General features: G+C 71.1%; 17 protein-coding genes. 12 read left to right on the top strand and 5 right to left on the bottom strand.

All coding sequences use genetic code 11. From position 1 onward, the window contains the following. Positions 1–87: 87 nt before the first annotated feature. Entirely contained in the window at positions 88–927 is an 840-nt protein-coding gene (locus D893_RS00370) for an outer membrane protein assembly factor BamD (protein ID WP_024328701.1), read from the top strand. Positions 928–955: 28 nt separating this feature from the next. Here the strand turns inward: D893_RS00370 and D893_RS00365 are convergent, their stop codons facing one another. From D893_RS00365 to sucC, 4 genes are all read right to left on the bottom strand, one after another. After that, on the bottom strand, positions 956–1,294 hold the full coding sequence (locus D893_RS00365; protein ID WP_018870362.1) for a P-II family nitrogen regulator: 339 nt from the start codon (positions 1,292–1,294) through the stop codon (positions 956–958). Positions 1,295–1,364: 70 nt separating this feature from the next. Then, the gene (locus tag D893_RS00360) at positions 1,365–3,068 is read right to left on the bottom strand and encodes an NAD+ synthase (protein ID WP_110618862.1); all 1,704 of its coding nucleotides are present in this window, start codon (positions 3,066–3,068) and stop codon (positions 1,365–1,367) included. Positions 3,069–3,084: 16 nt separating this feature from the next. After that, the gene (gene sucD, locus D893_RS00355) at positions 3,085–3,966 is read right to left on the bottom strand and encodes a succinate--CoA ligase subunit alpha (protein ID WP_110618861.1); all 882 of its coding nucleotides are present in this window, start codon (positions 3,964–3,966) and stop codon (positions 3,085–3,087) included. Next, the gene (gene sucC / locus D893_RS00350; RefSeq protein WP_018946827.1) at positions 3,963–5,123 is read right to left on the bottom strand and encodes an ADP-forming succinate--CoA ligase subunit beta; all 1,161 of its coding nucleotides are present in this window, start codon (positions 5,121–5,123) and stop codon (positions 3,963–3,965) included. The genes sucD and sucC overlap by 4 nt, the downstream gene beginning before the upstream one ends. A 164-nt stretch (positions 5,124–5,287) precedes the next feature. Here sucC and D893_RS00345 point away from each other — a divergent pair, with 164 nt between their 5' ends. The 8 genes from D893_RS00345 to D893_RS00310 all read left to right on the top strand — a co-directional run bounded on the left by D893_RS00345 (position 5,288) and on the right by D893_RS00310 (position 15,765). Next, positions 5,288–6,841 (top strand): TIGR02677 family protein, encoded by a 1,554-nt coding sequence (locus D893_RS00345; protein WP_024328697.1) that lies wholly within the window; start codon positions 5,288–5,290, stop codon positions 6,839–6,841. Beyond that, positions 6,841–8,094 (top strand): TIGR02678 family protein, encoded by a 1,254-nt coding sequence (locus D893_RS00340; protein WP_110618859.1) that lies wholly within the window; start codon positions 6,841–6,843, stop codon positions 8,092–8,094. Before D893_RS00345 ends, D893_RS00340 begins: the two co-directional genes overlap by 1 nt. Next, positions 8,091–12,290: a TIGR02680 family protein gene (locus D893_RS00335; RefSeq protein ID WP_110618857.1), complete on the top strand. Its 4,200-nt coding sequence runs from the start codon at positions 8,091–8,093 to the stop codon at positions 12,288–12,290. The genes D893_RS00340 and D893_RS00335 overlap by 4 nt, the downstream gene beginning before the upstream one ends. 77 nt (positions 12,291–12,367) lie before the next feature. Further along, a complete protein-coding gene (locus D893_RS00330) occupies positions 12,368–12,922 on the top strand; it encodes a Uma2 family endonuclease (RefSeq protein ID WP_018946823.1) in 555 nt (184 codons plus the stop codon). 97 nt (positions 12,923–13,019) lie between these two features. Further along, positions 13,020–14,252, top strand: a complete 1,233-nt coding sequence (locus D893_RS00325; RefSeq protein WP_110618855.1) for a TIGR02679 family protein — start codon at positions 13,020–13,022, stop codon at positions 14,250–14,252. A gap of 81 nt (positions 14,253–14,333) precedes the next feature. Beyond that, the gene (locus D893_RS00320; RefSeq protein ID WP_110618852.1) at positions 14,334–14,573 is read left to right on the top strand and encodes an AbrB/MazE/SpoVT family DNA-binding domain-containing protein; all 240 of its coding nucleotides are present in this window, start codon (positions 14,334–14,336) and stop codon (positions 14,571–14,573) included. Positions 14,574–14,582: 9 nt separating this feature from the next. Further along, a complete protein-coding gene (locus D893_RS00315; protein ID WP_110618850.1) occupies positions 14,583–14,990 on the top strand; it encodes a type II toxin-antitoxin system VapC family toxin in 408 nt (135 codons plus the stop codon). 82 nt (positions 14,991–15,072) lie between these two features. Continuing rightward, complete coding sequence (locus tag D893_RS00310; RefSeq protein ID WP_110618848.1) at positions 15,073–15,765, top strand: HAD family hydrolase; 693 nt, start codon at positions 15,073–15,075, stop codon at positions 15,763–15,765. Between the two features lie 10 nt (positions 15,766–15,775). Here D893_RS00310 and D893_RS00305 read toward each other — a convergent pair whose 3' ends face one another. Next, positions 15,776–16,228: a hypothetical protein gene (locus tag D893_RS00305; protein WP_018946818.1), complete on the bottom strand. Its 453-nt coding sequence runs from the start codon at positions 16,226–16,228 to the stop codon at positions 15,776–15,778. Between the two features lie 75 nt (positions 16,229–16,303). On the opposite strand from D893_RS00305, the gene thiD reads away from it, so the two are divergent. The 3 genes from thiD to hemL all read left to right on the top strand — a co-directional run bounded on the left by thiD (position 16,304) and on the right by hemL (position 19,147). Continuing rightward, positions 16,304–17,095: a bifunctional hydroxymethylpyrimidine kinase/phosphomethylpyrimidine kinase gene (thiD, locus tag D893_RS00300; RefSeq protein WP_110618846.1), complete on the top strand. Its 792-nt coding sequence runs from the start codon at positions 16,304–16,306 to the stop codon at positions 17,093–17,095. Continuing rightward, complete coding sequence (thiE, locus tag D893_RS00295; RefSeq protein WP_110618844.1) at positions 17,088–17,756, top strand: thiamine phosphate synthase; 669 nt, start codon at positions 17,088–17,090, stop codon at positions 17,754–17,756. The genes thiD and thiE overlap by 8 nt, the downstream gene beginning before the upstream one ends. Positions 17,757–17,863: 107 nt before the next feature. Next, positions 17,864–19,147 carry a glutamate-1-semialdehyde 2,1-aminomutase gene (hemL, locus tag D893_RS00290; RefSeq protein WP_077244686.1) on the top strand — a complete coding sequence of 428 codons (1,284 nt, stop codon included), beginning with the start codon at positions 17,864–17,866 and terminating at the stop codon, positions 19,145–19,147. Positions 19,148–19,159: the final 12 nt, after the last annotated feature.

The raw sequence follows: 19,159 nt of genomic DNA, 5'->3' as shown, positions 1-19,159 counted from the left end.
ACCCTCCGGAGGCAGGCCGCGTCAATGTTCGTCAATGGTGTAGAATCCGGATTTCATCCGCGCACAACGGTTCGCAACGAGGTTTCCGTGCTCCCAGCTTCCACCCTGCCACGCGTGTTCGTCATCCTGATTGTGGCCCTGCTCATGGCCGGCTGCGAAAGCTGGCGCGCCGATCCCACGGCCGGCTGGTCGGCCAGCCAGCTCTACAGCGAGGCCAAATCCGCTCTGGACAGCGGCAACTACAGCCAGGCCGTGGAATACTACGAGCTGCTGGAGGCCCGCTATCCGTTCGGACGCTTTGCCCAGCAGGCGCAGATCGAGATCCCCTACGCGTATTACAAGGCCGGCGAACCGGAACCCGCGCTCGCCGCGGTGGACCGCTTCGAGCAGCTCAACCCGCGTCATCCGAACCTCGATTACGCCTACTACCTGCGCGGCCTGATCAACTTCAACCGCGACCAGGGCTTCCTCAGCAACGTGTTCCCGATGGATCCCACCGAGATGGACCAAGGCCCGCTGATGGACGCCTACGAGGACTTCGACCGGCTGATCCGCACCTTCCCGGACAGCCCGTACAGTGCCGATGCGCATCCACGCATGGTGTTCATCATCAACACCCTGGCCGCGAACGAGCTGCGCATTGCCGAATTCTACATGGAGCGTACCGCCTGGGTGGCTGCCGCCGAGCGCGCGCGCCACGTGCTGGCGACCTACCCCAACGCCGACGTGATGCCGCAGGCGCTGTCGGTGCTGTACCACTCCTATCGCGAGCTGGGTCTGGATGACCACGCCGACGCGACCCTCAGCGTGCTGGAACTGAACGATGCCGAGGCCGCGGTGGCGGTGCGTGGCGGCGAGCACCTGTCGGTGGAAGTGGAACGTGGCGGCCTGTGGCGCGCCTTCGAGCGCCTGCCGTTCTTCAACTGAACGGCGGCGCCCCGCGACAGACGGCCCGTCAGAGGGCTTCGCTGCCCTCCTCGCCGGTGCGGATGCGCACCACGCGATCCATGTCGGAGACAAAGATCTTGCCGTCCCCGATCTTCCCGGTGCGCGACGCCTTCACGATCGCGTCGATGCAGGCATCCACGCGGTCATCGTCCACCACCAGCTCCAGCTTCACCTTGGGCAGGAAGTCGACCACGTACTCGGCCCCGCGATAGAGCTCGGTGTGGCCCTTCTGCCGGCCGAAGCCCTGGACCTCGGTGGCGGTCATCCCGGCGATGCCCATCTCGGTCAGGGCCTCGCGGACGTCTTCCAGCTTGAACGGCTTGATGATCGCCTCGATCTTCTTCATGCGAATCCCCCGGTCTGCGCCCGCGTCCGCGGGCGAATCGTGTGCGGTTGAGTGTACCAGACCACCGGCCTCATTCCGGGCGGTAGCCGGAGGTGATGGGATAGCGGCGATCGCGGCCGAAGGCGCGCGGACTGACCCGCACCCCGGGGGCGCCCTGACGGCGCTTGTACTCGGCCCGCAGCACCATGCGCGCGACCCGCTCCACGGTCTCGCGCTCGAAACCGCGCGCCACGATGTCCGCCACCGAGGCCTCCTCTTCCACGAAGGCCTCCAGGATCGCATCCAGCACCGGGTACGGCGGCAGGGAATCGGAATCGGCCTGCCCCGGCGCCAGCTCGGCGCTGGGCGGACGCTCGATCACCCGTGGCGGGATCACCTCGCCGCAGGTATTGCGCCAGCGCGCCAGGCGCCAGACCCACTGCTTGGAGACATCCTTCAGCGGAGCGAAGCCGCCGTTCATGTCGCCGTACAGCGTGGCATAGCCGACCGCCAGCTCGCTCTTGTTGCCGGTGGCCAGCAGCATGCGGCCGGTGCGGTTGGAAAGCCCCATCAGGACTACCCCGCGCGAGCGGGACTGCAGGTTTTCCTCGGTGACATCGCCGGGCGTCGGCGGAACCGACGACAGCGCGGTTTCCAGCCCCCCGAGAAACGCCTGGACCATCGGCTCGATCGCCACCTCGTGGTAATCCAGCCCCAGGTGTTCGGCCTGGGCGCGGGCATCCTCGACCGACATCGAGGCGGTATAGCGATAGGGCATCATCACCGCGGTGACCCGCTCCGGGCCCAGGGCATCGGTGGCCAGGGCCGCCGTCAGCCCGGAGTCGATGCCGCCGGACAGACCCAGGATCACGCCGGGAAAACCGTTCTTGTCGACGTAGTCGCGGATGCCGGTGACCAGCGCGGCGTAGAGATCCGCGACTTCCGCATCCGCGGCGTGCGCGGAGCTGTCGGCCTCGGATACCGCCGCCGGCGCGGGCGGCAGCGGCGCGGCCGCCTCGGGGGCCACGACTACGGGCCGGGGCCGTCCGGCGTCACCGGCCTCCAGCTCGACCAGCGCCAGTCCCTCCTCCCAGGGATCCAGCAGGGCCTGCGGCGTGCCCCCGGGGCCGGGATGCAGAAAACTGCGGCCGTCGAACACCAGTTCGTCCTGGCCGCCCACCTGATTCACGTAGAGCACCGGGCACCCGGTCTCGGCGACCCGCGCGGCCACCACCGCGGAACGCTCCGCCGGCTTGCCGCGATGGAACGGCGAGGCATTGAGGTTGAGCAGCACGTCGGCCCCGGCGATGCGGGCATGCGCCGCCGGGGCCGGCTGCCAGATGTCCTCGCAGACCGTGACACCCAGGCGCCAGTCGCCCAGCTGAACCACGCAGGGCTCGTGGCCGGCGTGGAAATAGCGCACCTCGTCGAACACCGAGTAGTTGGGCAGGATGTGCTTGGCGTACGTCGCGTGGATCACGCCGTTGCGCAGCCACACTGCGGCGTTGGCCAGCCCTTCTCCGTCGCGCCGTGGCGCGCCCACCAGCAGGTCAATGCCGATACTGGCCTCCGCCAGGCGCTCCAGCGCCGCGTCCACCGCATCCAGGAACGCGGGCCGCAGCAGCAGGTCCTCGGGCGGATAGCCGGTCAGTGCCAGCTCGGGGAACATCACCAGGTGGGCGCCTTCGGCGCGTGCCTGCTCGACGAATTCGCGCATGCGCCGGGCATTCGTCTCCAGCGCCCCGACCACGGGGTTGAACTGGGCCAGGGCGATGCGTGGCGCTTGGGCAGTCATGTTCGAAGTGCGGGGATCAGCGACCGGAGACGCCCAGGGCCTGCTGCATGGCCTGACCCAGCTCGGCCGGGCTCTCCGCCACCACGGCACCGGCACCGCGCAGGGCGTCCATCTTCTGCGCGGCGGTCCCCTGCCCGCCGGCGATGATCGCCCCGGCGTGGCCCATGCGCCGTCCCGGCGGGGCCGTGGCCCCGGCGATGTAGGCGGCCACCGGCTTGTCGAATTCCTCACGGATGTAGCGCGCCGCGCGTTCCTCGGCGTCGCCTCCGATCTCGCCGACCATCAGCACGCCGTCGGTCTCGGGGTCCTCGCGGAACATCCGCAGGCAGTCGACGAAATCCAGCCCCTGGATGGGATCGCCGCCGATGCCAACGCAGGTACTCTGCCCCAGCCCCAGCGCGGTGGTCTGGTGCACGGCCTCGTAGGTCAGCGTGCCCGAGCGCGAGATGATGCCGATGCGTCCGCGGCTGTGGATGTAGCCGGGCATGATCCCCACCTTGCAGGCCTCCGGGGTGATGATCCCCGGGCAGTTGGGGCCGATCAGGCGGGTGCCGGTGTCGGCCAGCATCTGCTTGACCCGCACCATGTCCTGCACCGGGATGCCCTCGGTGATGCACACCGCCAGTTCGATCCCGGCATCGGCCGCCTCGCAGATGGCATCGGCGGCGAACGGTGCCGGCACGTAGATCATGCTGACCGTGGCGCCGGTGGCCGCCACCGCATCGGCCACGGTGTCGAACACCGGGCGATCGAGATGGCTCTGCCCGCCCTTGCCCGGGGTCACCCCGCCCACCAGGCGGGTGCCGTAGGCGATGGCCTGCTCGGAGTGGAAGCTGCCCTGCTTGCCGGTGAAGCCCTGGCAGACCACCCGGGTGTCGCGGTCAACGAGGATACTCATGCGGCGGCCTCCACCACGGCGCGCGCGGCCGCGTCCAGATCGGCGGCCGGGATCACGTCCAGGCCGGAATTCGCCAGGGCCTCCCGGCCCTGCTCGGCGTTGGTGCCCTCCAGACGCACCACTACCGGCACGTCCACCTGCACCTCGCGGATCGCGGCGATGATGCCCTCGGCGATCAGGTCGCAGCGCACGATGCCGCCGAAGATGTTCACCAGCACCGCCTGCACCGAGTCGTCGGACAGGATCAGCTTGAAGGCGGCGGTCACCCGCTCCACGGTGGTTCCGCCGCCCACGTCGAGGAAGTTCGCCGGTTCGCCGCCGTGGTGCTGGATCAGGTCCATGGTCGCCATCGCCAGACCGGCGCCGTTGACCATGCAGCCGATGGAGCCGTCCAGCGGGATGTAGTTGAGGTCGTGCTCGCGGGCGCGCTCCTCGGAGGGGTCGCGCTGGTTCGGATCGCGCAGCTCGACCAGCGCCGCCTGCCGGTAGGCGGCGGAGTCGTCCAGGCTCAGCTTGGCATCCAGCGCCAGCAGCTCGCCGTCCCCGGTCTGCACCAGCGGGTTGATCTCCAGCAGCTGGGCATCCGTGCGGGAGAACAGTGCATGGGTGTTGGTCGCCAGCTGGGCCACCGCCTTCGCTGCCGCGCCCTCCAGCCCCAGGGCCGCGGCGATGCGCCGGCCGTGGAACGGCATGATCCCGGTCGCCGGGTGCACCGGCAGGGTCAGGATCGCCTCCGGGCGCTCGGCGGCCAGGGTCTCGATGTCCATGCCGCCCTCGGCGGAGACCACGAAGGTCAGGCACTCGCGAGAACGGTCGACCAGCAGGGCGAAGTAGAACTCGCGCGCGATGTCGGCCGCCGGTTCCAGCAGCACCCGCTCCACCGGCTGCCCCTCGGGCGCGTTCTGGTCAGTCACCAGACGCGTGCCGAGCATGCCGGCCGCCGCATCCCGCGCGGCCTCGGCACTGTCGACAAGGGTCACCCCGCCGGCCTTGCCGCGACCGCCGCTGTGCACCTGCGCCTTCACCAGCGCCCGTTCGACGCCCAGCTCGCGCCAGGCCTCCGGCGCGGCGTCCGCATGATCGACGACCCGGCCCTCGGGCACCGGGATCCCGGCGTCGCGAAACGCCGCCTTGGCCTGAAATTCGTGCAGATTCATGGCGGCGAGGATAGCGGCGCGCCACCGTGGCGACAACTGCCGCTCCCGCCGCGCGAGACCTCCGGGCGTGTCCTCGTGCGGATGGCGGACCCGCCCGACACCATCATCGGGGTTGCGGTAACCTAGGGGGCATTCACCGAAAGCGAAGCAAGGCGCCCCGACCCATGTCCGAACGAGCCTACTCCGCCTTCAACTACCTCGTTGCCGAAAAGGCTCCGCTCTACCGAGCGATCATGGCCGCCTTCGTCGAGGCCAAGGAGCACTTCACAGTCCATCTCCGCCCGGAGGACGTTCAGCAACGCGCCGGACTGGACGCCCTGGAGGAGGTCCAGAGTGCCCTGGGCCAGCTGGTCCAGTGGGGCAACCTGGAGGCCGATCCCGATACCTCACGGGTGACCAGTGTCGAGGAGTTCTACCGGGCCCGCTATCTCTACCAGCTCACCCGCGCCGGCGAGGCCGCCGAGGCCGCGCTGCGGCTCTTCGACCGCGAACTGGGCCGGCGCGGCGCGCTGCAGACGGTGGCCCTGGACGATGTGCGCCTGCGGCTGCGCTCGCTGGAGGAGCTGGCCGACCAGGATGTGCCCGACGCCAACGAGGCCCATCTGTTGCTGCGCGACCTCACCGCCGTCTTCAGCGATCTGGCGGAGAACGCCCGGGCCTTCATGAACGGACTGTCGCGCACGCTGGAGCTGCGCGGCGACGATCAGCAGGGCCTGGTCGCCTACAAGGAGCGGCTGATCGACTACATCGAGCGCTTCATCGGTGACCTGGTCACCGCCTCGGCGGAGATCGCCGGCGCCATCCGCCGGCTCGACGACAACGCCGGCGGCGAGCGGCCCATCGCGGCGCTGCTGCGCCTGGCCGCCGAGCGCGACAGTGAGGACATTGCCCCGGAGCTGGCGGGCGGTGGCGACCCCGAGATCGCCCGGCGCAGCGAGCGCGATCGTGCCCTGGCGCACTGGGAAGGCCACTGGGAAGGGCTGAAGGCGTGGTTCCTGGACCAGCCCGAGCGCCGCGCCCAGGCCAGCCTGCTGCGGGCGCAGGCTCGGCGCTCCATCTCGCAGATGCTGGAGGCCATCCAGCGGCTCAACGAGCGCCGACTGGGCCGCAGCGACCGCTCCGCCGATTTCCGCACCCTGGCCCGCTGGTTCCTGGAGTGCCCCGACGACGATCACGCCCACCGCCTGTGGCGGGCGGCCTTCGGGCTGACGCCAGCCCGCCATCTGGGCGTCGATGCCGATACCCTGGCCCACTGGCAGGAACGCCGGGTTGCGGCCAGCGTGTCGTGGTCCGAGGCGCCGCCGCTGCGCATCAGCGCCCGTCTGCGTGCTACCGGGCAGTACCAGAAACGGGGCGCCCCGCCCCGCATGCGCCGCCGTGACCAGGAGAAGGCCTGGCTGGCGCGCCAGCTCTCCGCCGAGTCCGCCGAGGCACGGGCGGCCCGCGCCAGGCTCGCCACCGGAGAGATGCTGCGTCTGTCGGAGATGGGCCATCTGGACCACGATGCCTTCGGCCTCTTTCTGCAGCTCCTGGGAGATGCGCTGGCGGCCGCCGATGCCCCTGACCAACCCATTGCCGCAGTCAGCGGCGACGGCACCCTGGGCATCGAGATGGAGCCCCTGGGCGCGGAGACGCACGCGGTACTGCACACGCCGGGCGGCACCCTCAGTGGCCCCGACTACCGCATCCGCATCACCGAGCTGGAGTCCGCGCCCTGATGGCCGACGACGCCACACTCACCGATGTTCTGGAGCGCAACCGCGCCGACGAGCGCCAGCGCGCCCTGCGGGCACTGCTGCTGAATCCGCTGATGGACGCCCGGCATCCGGCCTTCGTGCTGGTCCGCCGCCATCAGACCGAGCTCCGCGACTGGCTCGCCGCCAACACCGGCTGGCAGCTCCAGGTGGAGTCGGAGTTTGCCCGGCTCCACAAGCGCCCGGCGGATTTCGGCGACCCCACCCGGCCGGCCACTACCGGCAGCGGCGCCCAGCGCGCGCCCTTCCATCGGCGGCGCTATGCGTTGCTCTGCCTGGCGCTGGCCAACCTGGAGCGGGGAGACAACCAGGTGACCCTCGGGCGGCTGGGCGAGGCGCTGATCCAGGAGGCCGCCGACCCGGCGCTGGAGACGGCCGGGCTGGACTTCGGCCTGGAGGGTCGCGACGAGCGCCGCGACCTGGTGGCGACGGTGCGGCTGCTGCTGGAGCTGGGGGTGCTGTCCCGGGTGGCCGGCAACGAGGACGATTTCGTCCGCCGGGGGCGGGACGGCGACGTCCTCTACGACATCCATCGCCGCGTCCTGGCCGCCCTGCTCGTGACCCTGCGGGGGCCGTCCCTGGTGGTGCTCGACGGTGACCCCGGTGACTTCGAGGCGCGCCTGCGCGCCATCGTCGAGCCCTTCGTCCCGGACAACCACGAGGCGCGCAACCGCGCCCTGCGTCAGGATCTGACGGCACGGCTGCTGGACGATCCGGTGGTCTACTGGGACGATCTCGACGATGCGGCGCGCCAGTACCTGGCCGGCCAGCGTGGCGCCATCACCCGGCGGATCCAGGAGGCCACCGGCCTGGTGGCGGAGGTCCGCGCCGAGGGGATCGCCATGGTCGATCCGCAGCAGTCGCTCACCGACCGGCAGATCCCCAGCGAGGGTACCGAGGGGCACGCCACCCTGCTGATCGCCGCCTATCTGGCCGGCCTGGGGGAGGTCCCGGTGACCCTGGAACACCTGGCGGAACGTGTCGCCGAATGGCGTGAGTCGTATCGCGGCTACTGGCGGCGCAACGCCCTGGAACCCGGTTCCGAGCGGCCCCTGGCCCGGCAGGCGGTGGAGCAGCTGCGCGGTCTGCGCCTGATCCGGATCGACGACCAGGGGCGGGTATCGGCCAGGCCGGCCCTGGCGCGCTTCGCGGTGGACGAGCCGCGCACGCCGGAGGGCGCCCAGGCCGAACTGGTGCCCGGGGAGGCCGACGCATGAGCGCGACGCCCGCGACCGGACCCGCCGGCGACCTGCCGGAGCCCACCGGGGAGCGCTGGCAGCCTCTGCGCCTGGGCCTGGTCGACCTGTTCCACTACGACCACGAGGAGTTCCGTTTCCACGACGGCCGCCTGCTGCTGCGTGGCAATAACGGCACCGGCAAGTCCAAGGTCATGGCTCTGACACTGCCCTTCCTGCTGGATGGCCAGATGAGCCCGGCGCGCGTGGAGCCCGACGGCGATCCGAGCAAGCGCATGGAGTGGAACCTGCTGCTCGGCCAGGCCGGCGAGCGCCAGGGGTACACCTGGCTCGAGTTCGGCCGGATGGGCGAGGCGGGGCCGGAGTACCGGACCATCGGCTGCGGCCTCAAGGCGGTGGCGCAACGCGGGGTACGCTCCTGGTTCTTCATCACGCCGCAGCGCCCCGGAGAGTCGCTCTTCCTGGTGGAGGACGGCCGCACCCTGGGGCGTGACCGGCTCGCCCAGGCACTGGACGATTCCGGCGTCCTCTACGATCAGGCCCAGGCCTACCGCCGGGCCGTGGACGAGCAGTTCTTCCAGCTCGGGGCCGAGCGCTACGAGGCCCTCCTCGACCTGCTGCTGCAGCTCCGTCAGCCACAACTGTCCAAGACGCCCGATGAGTCCAGGCTCTCCCGGGCGCTCACCGAGGCGCTGCCGCCCCTGGACCAGGGGGTGATCAACGACGTGGCCGACGCCTACCGCAGCCTCGACGCGATGGTCGACGAAGCCGACGCGCTGGAACAGGCGCGGGACGCCGTCGCCGAGTTTCTGCAGCACTACCGCCGCTACGCCGCCGTAGCCGGCCGCCGCCGGAGCGCCGCGGTCCGGGCGGCGCACAGCGAGTACGAAGACGTCCGGGCGCAGCTGGGCCGTGCCCGCGAGGAGCTGGAGCAGACCCGGGAGCGCGAGGCGGATGCCGGCGAGCGCGAGCGCACCCTGCGCACCGAGGTGGACGCGGCCGAGCAGCGCCGGCGCACCCTGCGGGACAGCCCCGCCATGCGCTCGGCGGAGTCCTTGCACAACGCCGAGCAGGCCGCCGGGCAGCAGCGACGCTACGCCGATCAACAGGCCGAACGCCACCGGGAGAGCGAGAGCCGGCTCCGGGAGACCGAACAGCGGCGCGACGAACAGCGGCAGCTGGCCGAGCAGGCCCGCACCGAGCTGGAGGAGGTGCTGACGCGTCTGGAGACCTGCGCCGAGGGCGCCGGGGTTGTCTCCGCCCATCGTGAGCAGATCCAGCGCCTCGGGCTCACCGCCGAGGGGGCGTCCGACGGGGAGGCCCCGGCGGAGCCCCCGGAGCGGGTGCGCGAGCGGCTGCTGGAGATCCTCCGCCGACGCCAGGAGGCCGTGGCCCTGCTCGAGGAGCACCACCACGCCGTGGCGGAAGCGGAGCGCCGGCTGGCCCGCGCCCAGGGGGACTGGCAGCACCACAGCGACGAGCAGGATCGCGTCGAGCAGGCCCACCAGGCTGCCCGCCAGGCCACCGAGGAGGCCGGCGAGACATTGCAGGGGGCGTGGCGGTCGTACCTCGCCGAGCTCACCGAACTACGCCCGGACGACGCCGAACAGGTGCTGGCGGAGCTGGCCGACTGGGTGGCCCGGGTGGATGACCGCAACCCGGCGGAGAACACCCTGGAGGCCCGCCGGCAGGCCCTGACCGCCGAACTGGCCGGCGCCCGCAGCGAGCGCGAACACCAGCGCCAGCAGGTGGACCGATCCATCGAGGCGCTGGAGGCCGAGCGGGCCCGCCTGACCACCGGCGAGGAGCTGGCCCCGCCGGCACCGCACACCCGATCCGACGAACAGCGGGCGGAGCGCCCCGGGGCGCCGCTATGGCAACTCGTCGATTTCCGGGACGAGGTGCCCGAGGCGGAGCGGGCCGGGCTGGAGGCGGCACTGGAGGCCGCCGGGCTGCTGGACGCATGGATCCTGCCGGAGGGCACAGCAATGGACGCGGGGGTCCGGGACACCCTGCTGACCACCGAGGCCCCCGAGCCGGCCGTGGCAGTGGATCGCTGGCTGGTCCCGGACGTCCGGCGGCCCGACGGCGCCCCGCCGGTAAGCCCCGAGCGGGTGGCGGCGCTGCTGGCCCGCATCGGCGCGGGAGAGCCCGCAGAGGCCGCCGCGCCGGGGCCTGCCTGGGTCGCCGTCGACGGACGCTGGCAGCTCGGGCCCGCCCGGGGGGACTGGGACAAGGAGTGCGCGCGCTACATCGGCCACACCGCCCGCGAGGCCGCTCGACGGGCACGCCTGGAGGAGATCGACGCCGAACTCACCGAACTGGGCGCCACCCGGGAGGAGATCGACGCAGCACTGGCCGGGATCACGGAACGCAGCGACCGGCTTGACCAGGAGTGGGCTCGCCGCCCCGCCGACACCCCGCTGCGGGATGCCCACGCGGCCGAGGCCGCGGCGTTGCGTGCCGTGGAGGCCCAGACCGAACGAACCGAACAGGCCCGCCAGACCCTCGAGGCTCGCCGTCGGGAGGCGGAGCAGGCGCGCCAGGAACGCGATGAACGGGCCGCCGAACTGCACCTGCCCACCGCCGAGGGCCAGCTCCGGGCCGTGGGCCAGGCCCTGTCGGAGTATGCCGACGCCTGCCGCGGGCTGCGCGACGCCCTGCGCGTGCACGGGCGTGAGACCGAACGGCTGCGCCGGGCAGAGGAAGAGGCACAGCGCGCCGATGAGGCGCTGCGCGTGGCGACCCGGGAGCGCGATGAGGCCGAGCGCCAGGCGCGGGACGCCGAGACCCACCGTGACACCCTCTGCGAGAGCATCGGGGCCGAGGTGGCGGCGCTGGAACGACAGCTCCACGAGGTGGACGCCACCCTGCAGGAGCTGGCCGAGCGGCGCGAGCGCCTGCAGCAGGAGCGCACGGAGCTCAGCAAGCGGATCGGTGCGCTGGAGAGCGATATCGCCAACGCCGAACAGCGGCTCGAGGAGCTGGACCAGCGTCGCGAGCACGCCGTCCAGCGGCTGCGCCGGTTCGCCGAGGCCGGCCTGATGCCGGTGGCCACCGACGGCGAACTCACCGTGGACGACGACGCCTCGTGGGCCCCGGAGCCAACGGTCCAGCGTGCCCGGCGACTCGAACAGGCCCTGGCCGATGTCGACGCCGGCGACGCCGCCTGGCAGCGCCACCAGAAGGGGCTCCACGAGCACTTCACCGCCCTGCAGACCGCCCTGGGGCGACAGCCCGGCCACGACGCGCAGATCGAACAGCAGGATGATCTGCTGCTGGTGCGCGTCACCTTCCAGTCCCGCCACCACGGGCCCGACGAACTGGCCGCGGAGCTCGACCGGGAGCTGGAGCGCCGCCGCGAACTGCTCACCGCCCGGGAACGGGAGCTGGTGGAGAACTACCTGATCGACGAGGTCGCCAGTCACCTCCAGCACCGGCTGGCGGCCACCGAGCGGCAGGTGCGGCAGATGAACGAAGAGCTCGCCCAGCGGCCCACCAGCACCGGCATGCGTCTGCGCATCGCCTGGCAGCCGCTGGCCGAGGGAGAGACCGCCGGCGGATTGAACATCCCGGCGGGTCTGGAGGCCACCCGTGACCGCCTGCTGCGCCAGAGCATGGACGCCTGGACCCCGTCGGATCGCCAGGCAGTGGGGGACTTCATCCAGTTGTGCATCCGGGAGGCGCGCCGGGAGTACGAAGGCGCGGCGCTGCCGGAGATCCTGGAGCGGGGGCTCGACTACCGCTACTGGCACCGCTTCACCGTGGAGCGCTGGCAGAGCGGCCGCTGGCGTCCGGCCTACGGGCCCGCATCCGGGGGTGAACGGGCCCTGGTCATCACCCTGCCGTTGTTCGCCGCCGCTGCCAGCCACTACGGCAGTGCCCATCCGGCGGCGCCGCGGCTGATCATGCTCGACGAGGTCTTCGCCGGCGTGGACGACGACGCCCGCGCCAAGAGCATGGGCCTGCTGGCGCAGTTCGACCTCGACGCCCTGATGACCTCCGAACGCGAATGGGGCTGCTACCCGGAGGTGCCGGGGCTCGCCATCGCGCAGCTGGTACGGCGCGACGATGTGGACGCGGTGTTCGTCTCCCGCTGGCGCTGGGACGGCGCCCGCCGCATCCGCGAGGCCGAGCCCGGCACCCCGCTGGAGCGCCCCGAACGCGCACCGGCGCCCGATTCCGAGGAGGGACCGGAAGAGGGGGCGCTGTTCTGAGCGCCGCGGATTTCAGTGGCGGACGGTTTACGGCCTACAATTCAGGGAAAGGCAGCCGTGCACAGAGGGTGGACGCCATGGAAGCAGCGCATTACCGGGAGCACTATACGGTGGACGACTACCGCCTCTGGGAAGGCGACTGGGAGCTGATCGACGGCGTGCCACTGGCCATGGTGCCGTCGCCGGGGATCACGCACCAACGGCTGGCCGGGAAGATCTTCACCCAGCTTTCCGGGGCGCTGGACGACTGCCCGCGCTGCGAGGCGCTGTTCGAGATCGACGTGGAGTTCTCCCGCGACACCGTGGTCCGCCCCGACGTATTGGTCCTCTGCCAGCCACCGGAGGGCGAACGGCTGACCCGTGCCCCGGAGTGGATCTTCGAGATCCTCTCCCCGCACACCGCGCGGCGGGACGAAGAGGCCAAGTTCCGGCTCTACTGCGACGAGGGCGTCAGCCACTACGTCCTGGTCTACCCCGACGCCCGCAAGGCCAAGGTCTACCGTCTGGTGGACGGCGCCTACCGCAAGGTCGGCGACTTCCGCGACGAGCGCCACCGTTTCGAGCTTCCCGACTGCGCCGTCGACTTCGACTTCGAGCGGCTGTGGGACGGCAACCACGCGCCGGCGGGTTGACGGGCTCCGGGTGCCGACCCGCAATCACCAGGATCTCGACGACCTCCCCGGCCCCGACTTATCGACTTCACCGCATGGTCACAGGAGCGAGTCCGGCTTGTCCGTCAACCATGAGCGCCTCCATCGCCTGCTCGGCGGCGCCGCGCTGGAACGGCTGCGCCGGCGCCTGCGCGAGCGGATCCTGCGTGGCGGTGGCGATACCATCACCCTGACCCGGGCGAGTGGAGCGGAACGCGAGGCCGTCGAGCGCCTGCTCGGCCGTCCGCCACGCGCCGGGAACAGTCTGCGCCTGTCGCTGGCAGAGATGGAGCGGATCCTGCAGCGGGCCGAACTGGCGCCGAGCCTGCGTGAGGCCCTGGAAGTCCTTGACGGCCCCCTGCGGGATCCCGCGCGGGAACGGACCGAGCTCCAGCAGCGCTGGGTTGAGGTGGTCGCGGCTCTGCATCCGCGCGCCGCGGCGGCGGACCTGGCACAGTGGCTGGAGTCGGTGGTCGATCGAGGTCTGGTCAAACGTCTTGCCAATCGCGACCCCGCGCGCGGGCGCGAGCTGCTGGAGCGCAGCCTGATGGTGCTGGAGGAACTGCCACAGCCCGGAAGCAATCGCAGCACCCTGGCCGCCCACTGCCTCGGTGACGCCCACGCGCTGGACGCCGGGCAGCCGGTGGCCGCCCTGGTCCGTCACGCCCTGCACCGCTACTGGCGGGGCGGTGTCGGCGACGACGACCCCGACGAGCGGACGCTGTGGGCCCACGCCGGTATCCTGATCGGTGGGGACATCACCAGCACGGTGCTGGTCCACCGCCTGCCGGCCACCGGCGACACGGCCACCGCCCGTGCCCTGGAGGCCCACAGCGCCGCGGCCGAGCCCCTCTACCTGACCCTTCGCCAGTTGCTCCGCGAGCCGCCGCAGTGGGATGTCGACGGCCGGATCGTCCACGTCTGCGAGAACCCCGCCGTGGTCTCCGAGGCCACCGAACGCCTGGGCACCGACTGTGCGCCGCTTGTCGCCACCTGGGGACGCCCCCGCGCCGCGGTCTGGGTCCTGCTGGAGCAGCTCCGCGACGCCGGGGCGAAGCTGCTGTTTCGCGCCGATTTCGACTGGACGGGCATCGCCATCGCCAACGCGGTCATCCAGCGCCTCGGCGCCCGGCCATGGCGAATGGACACGGCGACCCTGGAGGCCCACGCCACCCTCTCCGACCGCCCGCTGAGGGCCCGGCCCGTGGCCGCCTGCTGGGACGACACCCTGCAGGACGCGCTGCAACACCGCGGCTGCGCCCTGCACGAGGAACAGCTGCTGGAGGCGTTGCTGGAAGACCTGCGTCGCTGAACCGGCGCACGTTCAAACCGTTGATAGCTCGCCCCAATGAGGCATATGTTCAAGCATATGCCTGCTATCGGAGGATCCTCGATGGAAACCGAACGTCGCGTCCGGCTGTTTCGCAACGGGCGCAACCAGGCGCTTCGCATCCCCCGGGGGCTGGAACTGGAAGGGGATGAAGCGATCCTGCGAAAGGAAGGTGACCAGCTCGTGCTCACGCCCTTGAAACGCAAGGGACTGCTGGCCGTTCTCGCGGAGCTCGAACCGCTGGACGAACCTTTTCCGGACGTGGACAAGGGCCTGCCTCCGGCGGACGACGTGTCCCTGTAGAACACCGTCATGGCGCGCTATCTGCTCGACACCAACGTGCTCTCGGCGCTCGTGCGGGATCCACACGGCACGGTGATGCAAAGGATTGCCCGGGAGGGGGAACAGTCTGTCTGCACCAGCATCATCGTGGCCGCCGAGCTTCGTTTCGGTGCTCGCAAGGCCGGGTCGTTGCGACTCCAGCACCAGGTGGAAGCAGTGCTTTCCGCAATGGAAATCCTGGCGTTCGACCCGCCGGCGGACCATGAATATGCCGATCTGCGCCGGCACCTGGAGCGGACCGGAGCCGTCATCGGTCCGAATGACATGCCCATCGCAGCCCACGCCCGGGCAGCGCAGCTCATCCTGGTCACCGGCAACGAACGCGAATTCCGACGCGTCCCGGACCTGCAGGTGGAAAACTGGCTGAGATCCGAATAACGTTCCGCCGCAGCCCCCGTACCGTGGGCTTCACCGGATCGGGTAGACTGCGCGGCTTCACGCATACCCGCGACGATGCCGCATGACTCTGGCCCTGTTCGATCTCGACAATACCCTGCTCGCCGGCGACAGCGATCACGCCTGGAACGAGACCCTGATCGCCCGCGGGGCGGTAGACCGCGAGTCCTTCGCCGCGGGGAATGATCGGTTCTACGAGCAGTACCTGGCCGGCACGCTGGACATCTTCGAGTTCTGCCGCTTCGCCTTCGCCCCGCTCGCGGAGCAGCCCCGCGAGCGGCTGGAGGCGTGGCGCGAGGCCTTCATGCAGGAGGTCATCGAGCCAATGATCGCACCGGCCGCCCACGCGCTGCTGCAGCGCCACCGCGAGGCCGGGGACGAACTGGTAATCATCACCGCGACCAACCAGTTCGTGACCGGCCCGATCGCCGAGCGCCTGGGCGTGCCCCATCTGCTGGCGACCATCGCCGAAGAACGCGACGGCGGATTTACCGGGGAAGTCGCCGGCACGCCCTGCTTTCAGCACGGCAAGGTGGATCGGCTGCACGCCTTCCTCGCGCAACACCACGACGATCCCGACGCGGTCATGGCGCGGGCGACCTTTTACAGCGATTCGCGCAACGACATCCCGCTACTGGAACGGGTGGGACAGCCGGTAGCCGTGGACCCGGACCCGACCCTGGACGCCCATGCCCGGGCGCAGGACTGGAGCCGCCTCACCCTGCGGGCCGGACCGGAACCGATCGCGCTGGACTGAGGGCTCCCCCTCAGTTGGGATTGAAGACGGTGTCCAGCGCGACCAGGCGCTGCCCCCCCGGGGTCAGGGCCTGGCCGGCCTCGTTCACCGCGGCACGCCAGCCGGCCACCAGTTCGGGCAGGGCCTCGACCACCTGGCGGCGCCGCAGCCGCCCGGTGCCGGACATCGGCCACATCGGCCGGTAGTCGCAGTTGTCGGCCGCGTCGCAGACCATCACGCCCCATTCACAACGGGTTACGTCGTGCTCGTGCTCGCGCACCACGATGCGGTAGGCGCCTTCGGCGTTCATGTCCGCCATGCCCACTCCGGGCCCGACGTGTTCCACCTGCAGTTCGGCGGCGATCGCGTTCAGCTCCGCCTCCAGCGCCTGCAGGGCGGCATCCGTCTCGGCGGTCAGCCCCGCCTCTCCGCGCGCCACCGCCAGCAGCGGCTGCGCCTTTTTCACGTCGAACTCCGTGCTCATGCTGCGTACACTCCCGAATGAATGGACAGCCCCGGGCCCGCGGGGCGCGCGAACCATAGCACGGGAGACCGCGAGATGACCCATCCCCCCATCGCCCTGACCATTGCCGGCTCCGACCCCGGGGGCGGCGCCGGTCTGCAGGCGGACCTGACGACCTTCACCCGGCTGGGGGTGCACGGGGCGACGGCGGTCACCGCCATCACCGTGCAGGACACCCGCAACGTGATCGACTCCAGCGTGCTGCCGGCCGCCCGGCTGCGCGCGCAGATCGAGGCCACGCTGGCGGACCTGGACGTGGGCGCGATCAAGATCGGCATGCTCGGCTCGGTGGAGAACGTGGAAACCGTAACCGAGCTGCTGGGGGCACACCCGCACATCCCGACGGTCCTCGACCCGGTGATGGTCGCCGGGGGCGGGGGCGAACTGGCGACCGAGCCGGTGATCGACGCGACCCGCGAAACCCTGCTGCCGCGCGCCACGCTGATCACCCCCAACGGTCCGGAGGCGCGGGCCCTGGCCGGACACGACACCCCGGAGCGTCAGGGTCCGGCCCTGCGCGAACGCGGCGCGCGCAACGTGCTGATCACCGGTGGCCACGAGGGCGGCGAGGACGAGCCGATCCGCAACCGGCTGTTCCGCGAGGACGGCCACCAGCGCATGTTCGAACTGCCGCGTCACCCGGCCGGTTTCCACGGTTCGGGCTGCACCCTGGCCGCGGCCATCGCTGCCTTCCTCGCCCGCGGGCGCGACCTGGAACCGGCGGTGATCGAGGCGCAGAACTTCATGAACCACGCGGTGCAGACCGGCTATGCCCCCGGACAGGGCCAGCACGTGCCCAACCGCCTGTGCCCGGCCAGCCATGACTGAACCCGTGACCGAGCCCGTCATCGAGCGCGCGCCTCTGCGCGGGCTGTATTTCGTGACGCCGGCCCCGCCGCCGGGGGCGGATCCGCTGCAGACCCACACGAGCATGGCCGCAGCCGCCCTGGCCGGCGGGGCCTGCTGCGTACAGCTGCGCGACAAGCACCTGGAAGAGGAAGCACAGGAGACCGTGGCGCGGGCACTGGCCGGCCAGTGCCGGGAGTCCGGGGCCCTGTTCATCGTCAACGACGACGTGGAGCTGGCCGCGCGCATCGGTGCCGACGGGGTGCACCTGGGGCGCGACGACCCCGACCCGGCCGGGGCCCGCACGCGGCTGGGCGATGCGGCGGTGATCGGCGTGTCCTGCTACAACGAGCTGGCCCGCGCGCGGGCGGCGCAGGCGGCCGGGGCCGATTACGTCGCCTTCGGCTCGATGTTTCCGTCACCGACCAAGCCGGAAGCGGTGCGGGCTACGCCGGAATTGATCCGCCAGGCCCGACGCGAACTCGCCGTGGCGATCTGCGCGATCGGCGGCATCACCGCGGACAACGCCGCGCAGGTGGTGGCCGCCGGCGCCGACATGGTCGCGGTAATCCAGGGCATCAGCGCCGCCCCCGACCCCGAGGCCGCCGCCCGCCGCATCGCCGCACTGTTCCGCACGACCTAGCACCTCTTTGCACCGCCGCCGCCCCCTCGCTAAGGTTGCGGGGTTGCACGGTCGGGGCCGCGGCCCCGACCCCAGGTCCCAACTCCCATTCCAGACAGGACACCGCCATGCAGGAAACGCTTCGCCTCTTTGAAGCCGCCAAAAACCGGATCCCCGGCGGCGTGAACTCCCCCGTGCGCGCCTTCAAGGGCGTCGGCGGGACCCCCATCTTCATGGACCGCGCCAACGGCGCCTACATGTGGGATGCCGACGGCAAGCGCTACATCGACTACATCGGCTCCTGGGGTCCGATGGTCGCCGGGCACGCCCACCCCGAGGTGATCGAGGCCGTGCGCGAGGCCTGCAACAACGGCCTGTCCTTCGGCTGCCCGACGCGGCTGGAAAGCGAGATGGCCGAGAAGATGTGCGAGCTGGTCCCGTCCATGGACATGGTGCGCATGACCAACTCGGGCTCCGAGGCCACCATGAGCGCGATCCGCCTGGCGCGCGGCTACACCGGCCGCGACCGCATCGTGAAGTTCGAGGGCAACTACCACGGCCACGGCGATTCCCTGCTGGTGAAGGCCGGCTCCGGCGCCCTGACCCTGGGCCAGCCGAGCTCGCCCGGCGTGCCGGCCGAACTGGCGGCGCTGACCAGCACGCTCAGCTACAACGACCCCGAGGGCGTGCGCGAGTTCTTCCGCGAGAAGGGCGAGGAGATTGCCTGCATCATCGTCGAGCCGATCGCCGGGAACATGAACTGCATCCCGCCGGTGCCGGGCTTCCTCGAGACCCTGCGCGAGGTGTGCGACGAATACGGCACGGTGCTGATCTTCGACGAGGTAATGACCGGCTTCCGCGTGTCCGCGAACTGCGCCCAGGGCTATCTGGGCGTCACCCCGGACCTGACCACGCTGGGCAAGATCATCGGCGGCGGCATGCCGGTGGGCGCCTTCGGCGGCCGCCGCGAGATCATGGAGCAGCTGTCCCCGCTGGGGCCGATCTATCAGGCCGGCACCCTGTCCGGGAACCCGATCGCGATGACCGCCGGGATCCGCACCCTGGACATCCTCAGCCGCCCGGGTTTCCACGAGGACCTGGAAGAGCGCACGCGCAAGGTCGTCGCGGGCTTCGAGGAGGCCGCGCGCGAGGCCGGCGTGGCCCTGACCACCAATCAGGTCCCGGGCATGTTCGGGCTGTTCTTCAGCGAGGAGAAGGTCACCGATTTCGCCGGCACCACCGCCAGCGACACCGCGGCCTTCGGGCGCTTCTTCCACGCCATGCTGGAAGAAGGGGTCTACCTCGCACCCTCGGCCTTCGAGGCCGGCTTCATGTCCAGCGCCCACTCCGACGCGGACATCGAGGCCACCATCGAGGCCGCGCGCAAGTGCTTCAAGGCGCTGGACGCCTGATCCCCCTCGACC

This window comes from Thioalkalivibrio sp. ALE21 (assembly GCF_003208255.1).
GTDB classification, from domain to species: Bacteria; Pseudomonadota; Gammaproteobacteria; order Ectothiorhodospirales; family Ectothiorhodospiraceae; genus Thioalkalivibrio; species Thioalkalivibrio halophilus.
This window is presented reverse-complemented; position numbering and strand designations above follow the sequence as displayed.

Bases quoted from the DNA above. Each gene is read 5' to 3' on its own strand.
- D893_RS00365 (WP_018870362.1), bottom strand. From the start codon at position 1,294: ATGAAGAAGATCGAGGCGATCATCAAGCCGTTCAAGCTGGAAGACGTC.
- D893_RS00360 (WP_110618862.1), bottom strand. From the start codon at position 3,068: ATGACTGCCCAAGCGCCACGCATCGCCCTGGCCCAGTTCAACCCCGTG.
- sucD (WP_110618861.1), bottom strand. From the start codon at position 3,966: ATGAGTATCCTCGTTGACCGCGACACCCGGGTGGTCTGCCAGGGCTTC.
- sucC (WP_018946827.1), bottom strand. From the start codon at position 5,123: ATGAATCTGCACGAATTTCAGGCCAAGGCGGCGTTTCGCGACGCCGGG.
- D893_RS00345 (WP_024328697.1), top strand. From the start codon at position 5,288: ATGTCCGAACGAGCCTACTCCGCCTTCAACTACCTCGTTGCCGAAAAG.
- D893_RS00340 (WP_110618859.1), top strand. From the start codon at position 6,841: ATGGCCGACGACGCCACACTCACCGATGTTCTGGAGCGCAACCGCGCC.
- D893_RS00335 (WP_110618857.1), top strand. From the start codon at position 8,091: ATGAGCGCGACGCCCGCGACCGGACCCGCCGGCGACCTGCCGGAGCCC.
- D893_RS00330 (WP_018946823.1), top strand. From the start codon at position 12,368: ATGGAAGCAGCGCATTACCGGGAGCACTATACGGTGGACGACTACCGC.
- D893_RS00320 (WP_110618852.1), top strand. From the start codon at position 14,334: ATGGAAACCGAACGTCGCGTCCGGCTGTTTCGCAACGGGCGCAACCAG.
- D893_RS00315 (WP_110618850.1), top strand. From the start codon at position 14,583: ATGGCGCGCTATCTGCTCGACACCAACGTGCTCTCGGCGCTCGTGCGG.
- D893_RS00310 (WP_110618848.1), top strand. From the start codon at position 15,073: ATGACTCTGGCCCTGTTCGATCTCGACAATACCCTGCTCGCCGGCGAC.
- D893_RS00305 (WP_018946818.1), bottom strand. From the start codon at position 16,228: ATGAGCACGGAGTTCGACGTGAAAAAGGCGCAGCCGCTGCTGGCGGTG.
- thiD (WP_110618846.1), top strand. From the start codon at position 16,304: ATGACCCATCCCCCCATCGCCCTGACCATTGCCGGCTCCGACCCCGGG.
- thiE (WP_110618844.1), top strand. From the start codon at position 17,088: ATGACTGAACCCGTGACCGAGCCCGTCATCGAGCGCGCGCCTCTGCGC.
- hemL (WP_077244686.1), top strand. From the start codon at position 17,864: ATGCAGGAAACGCTTCGCCTCTTTGAAGCCGCCAAAAACCGGATCCCC.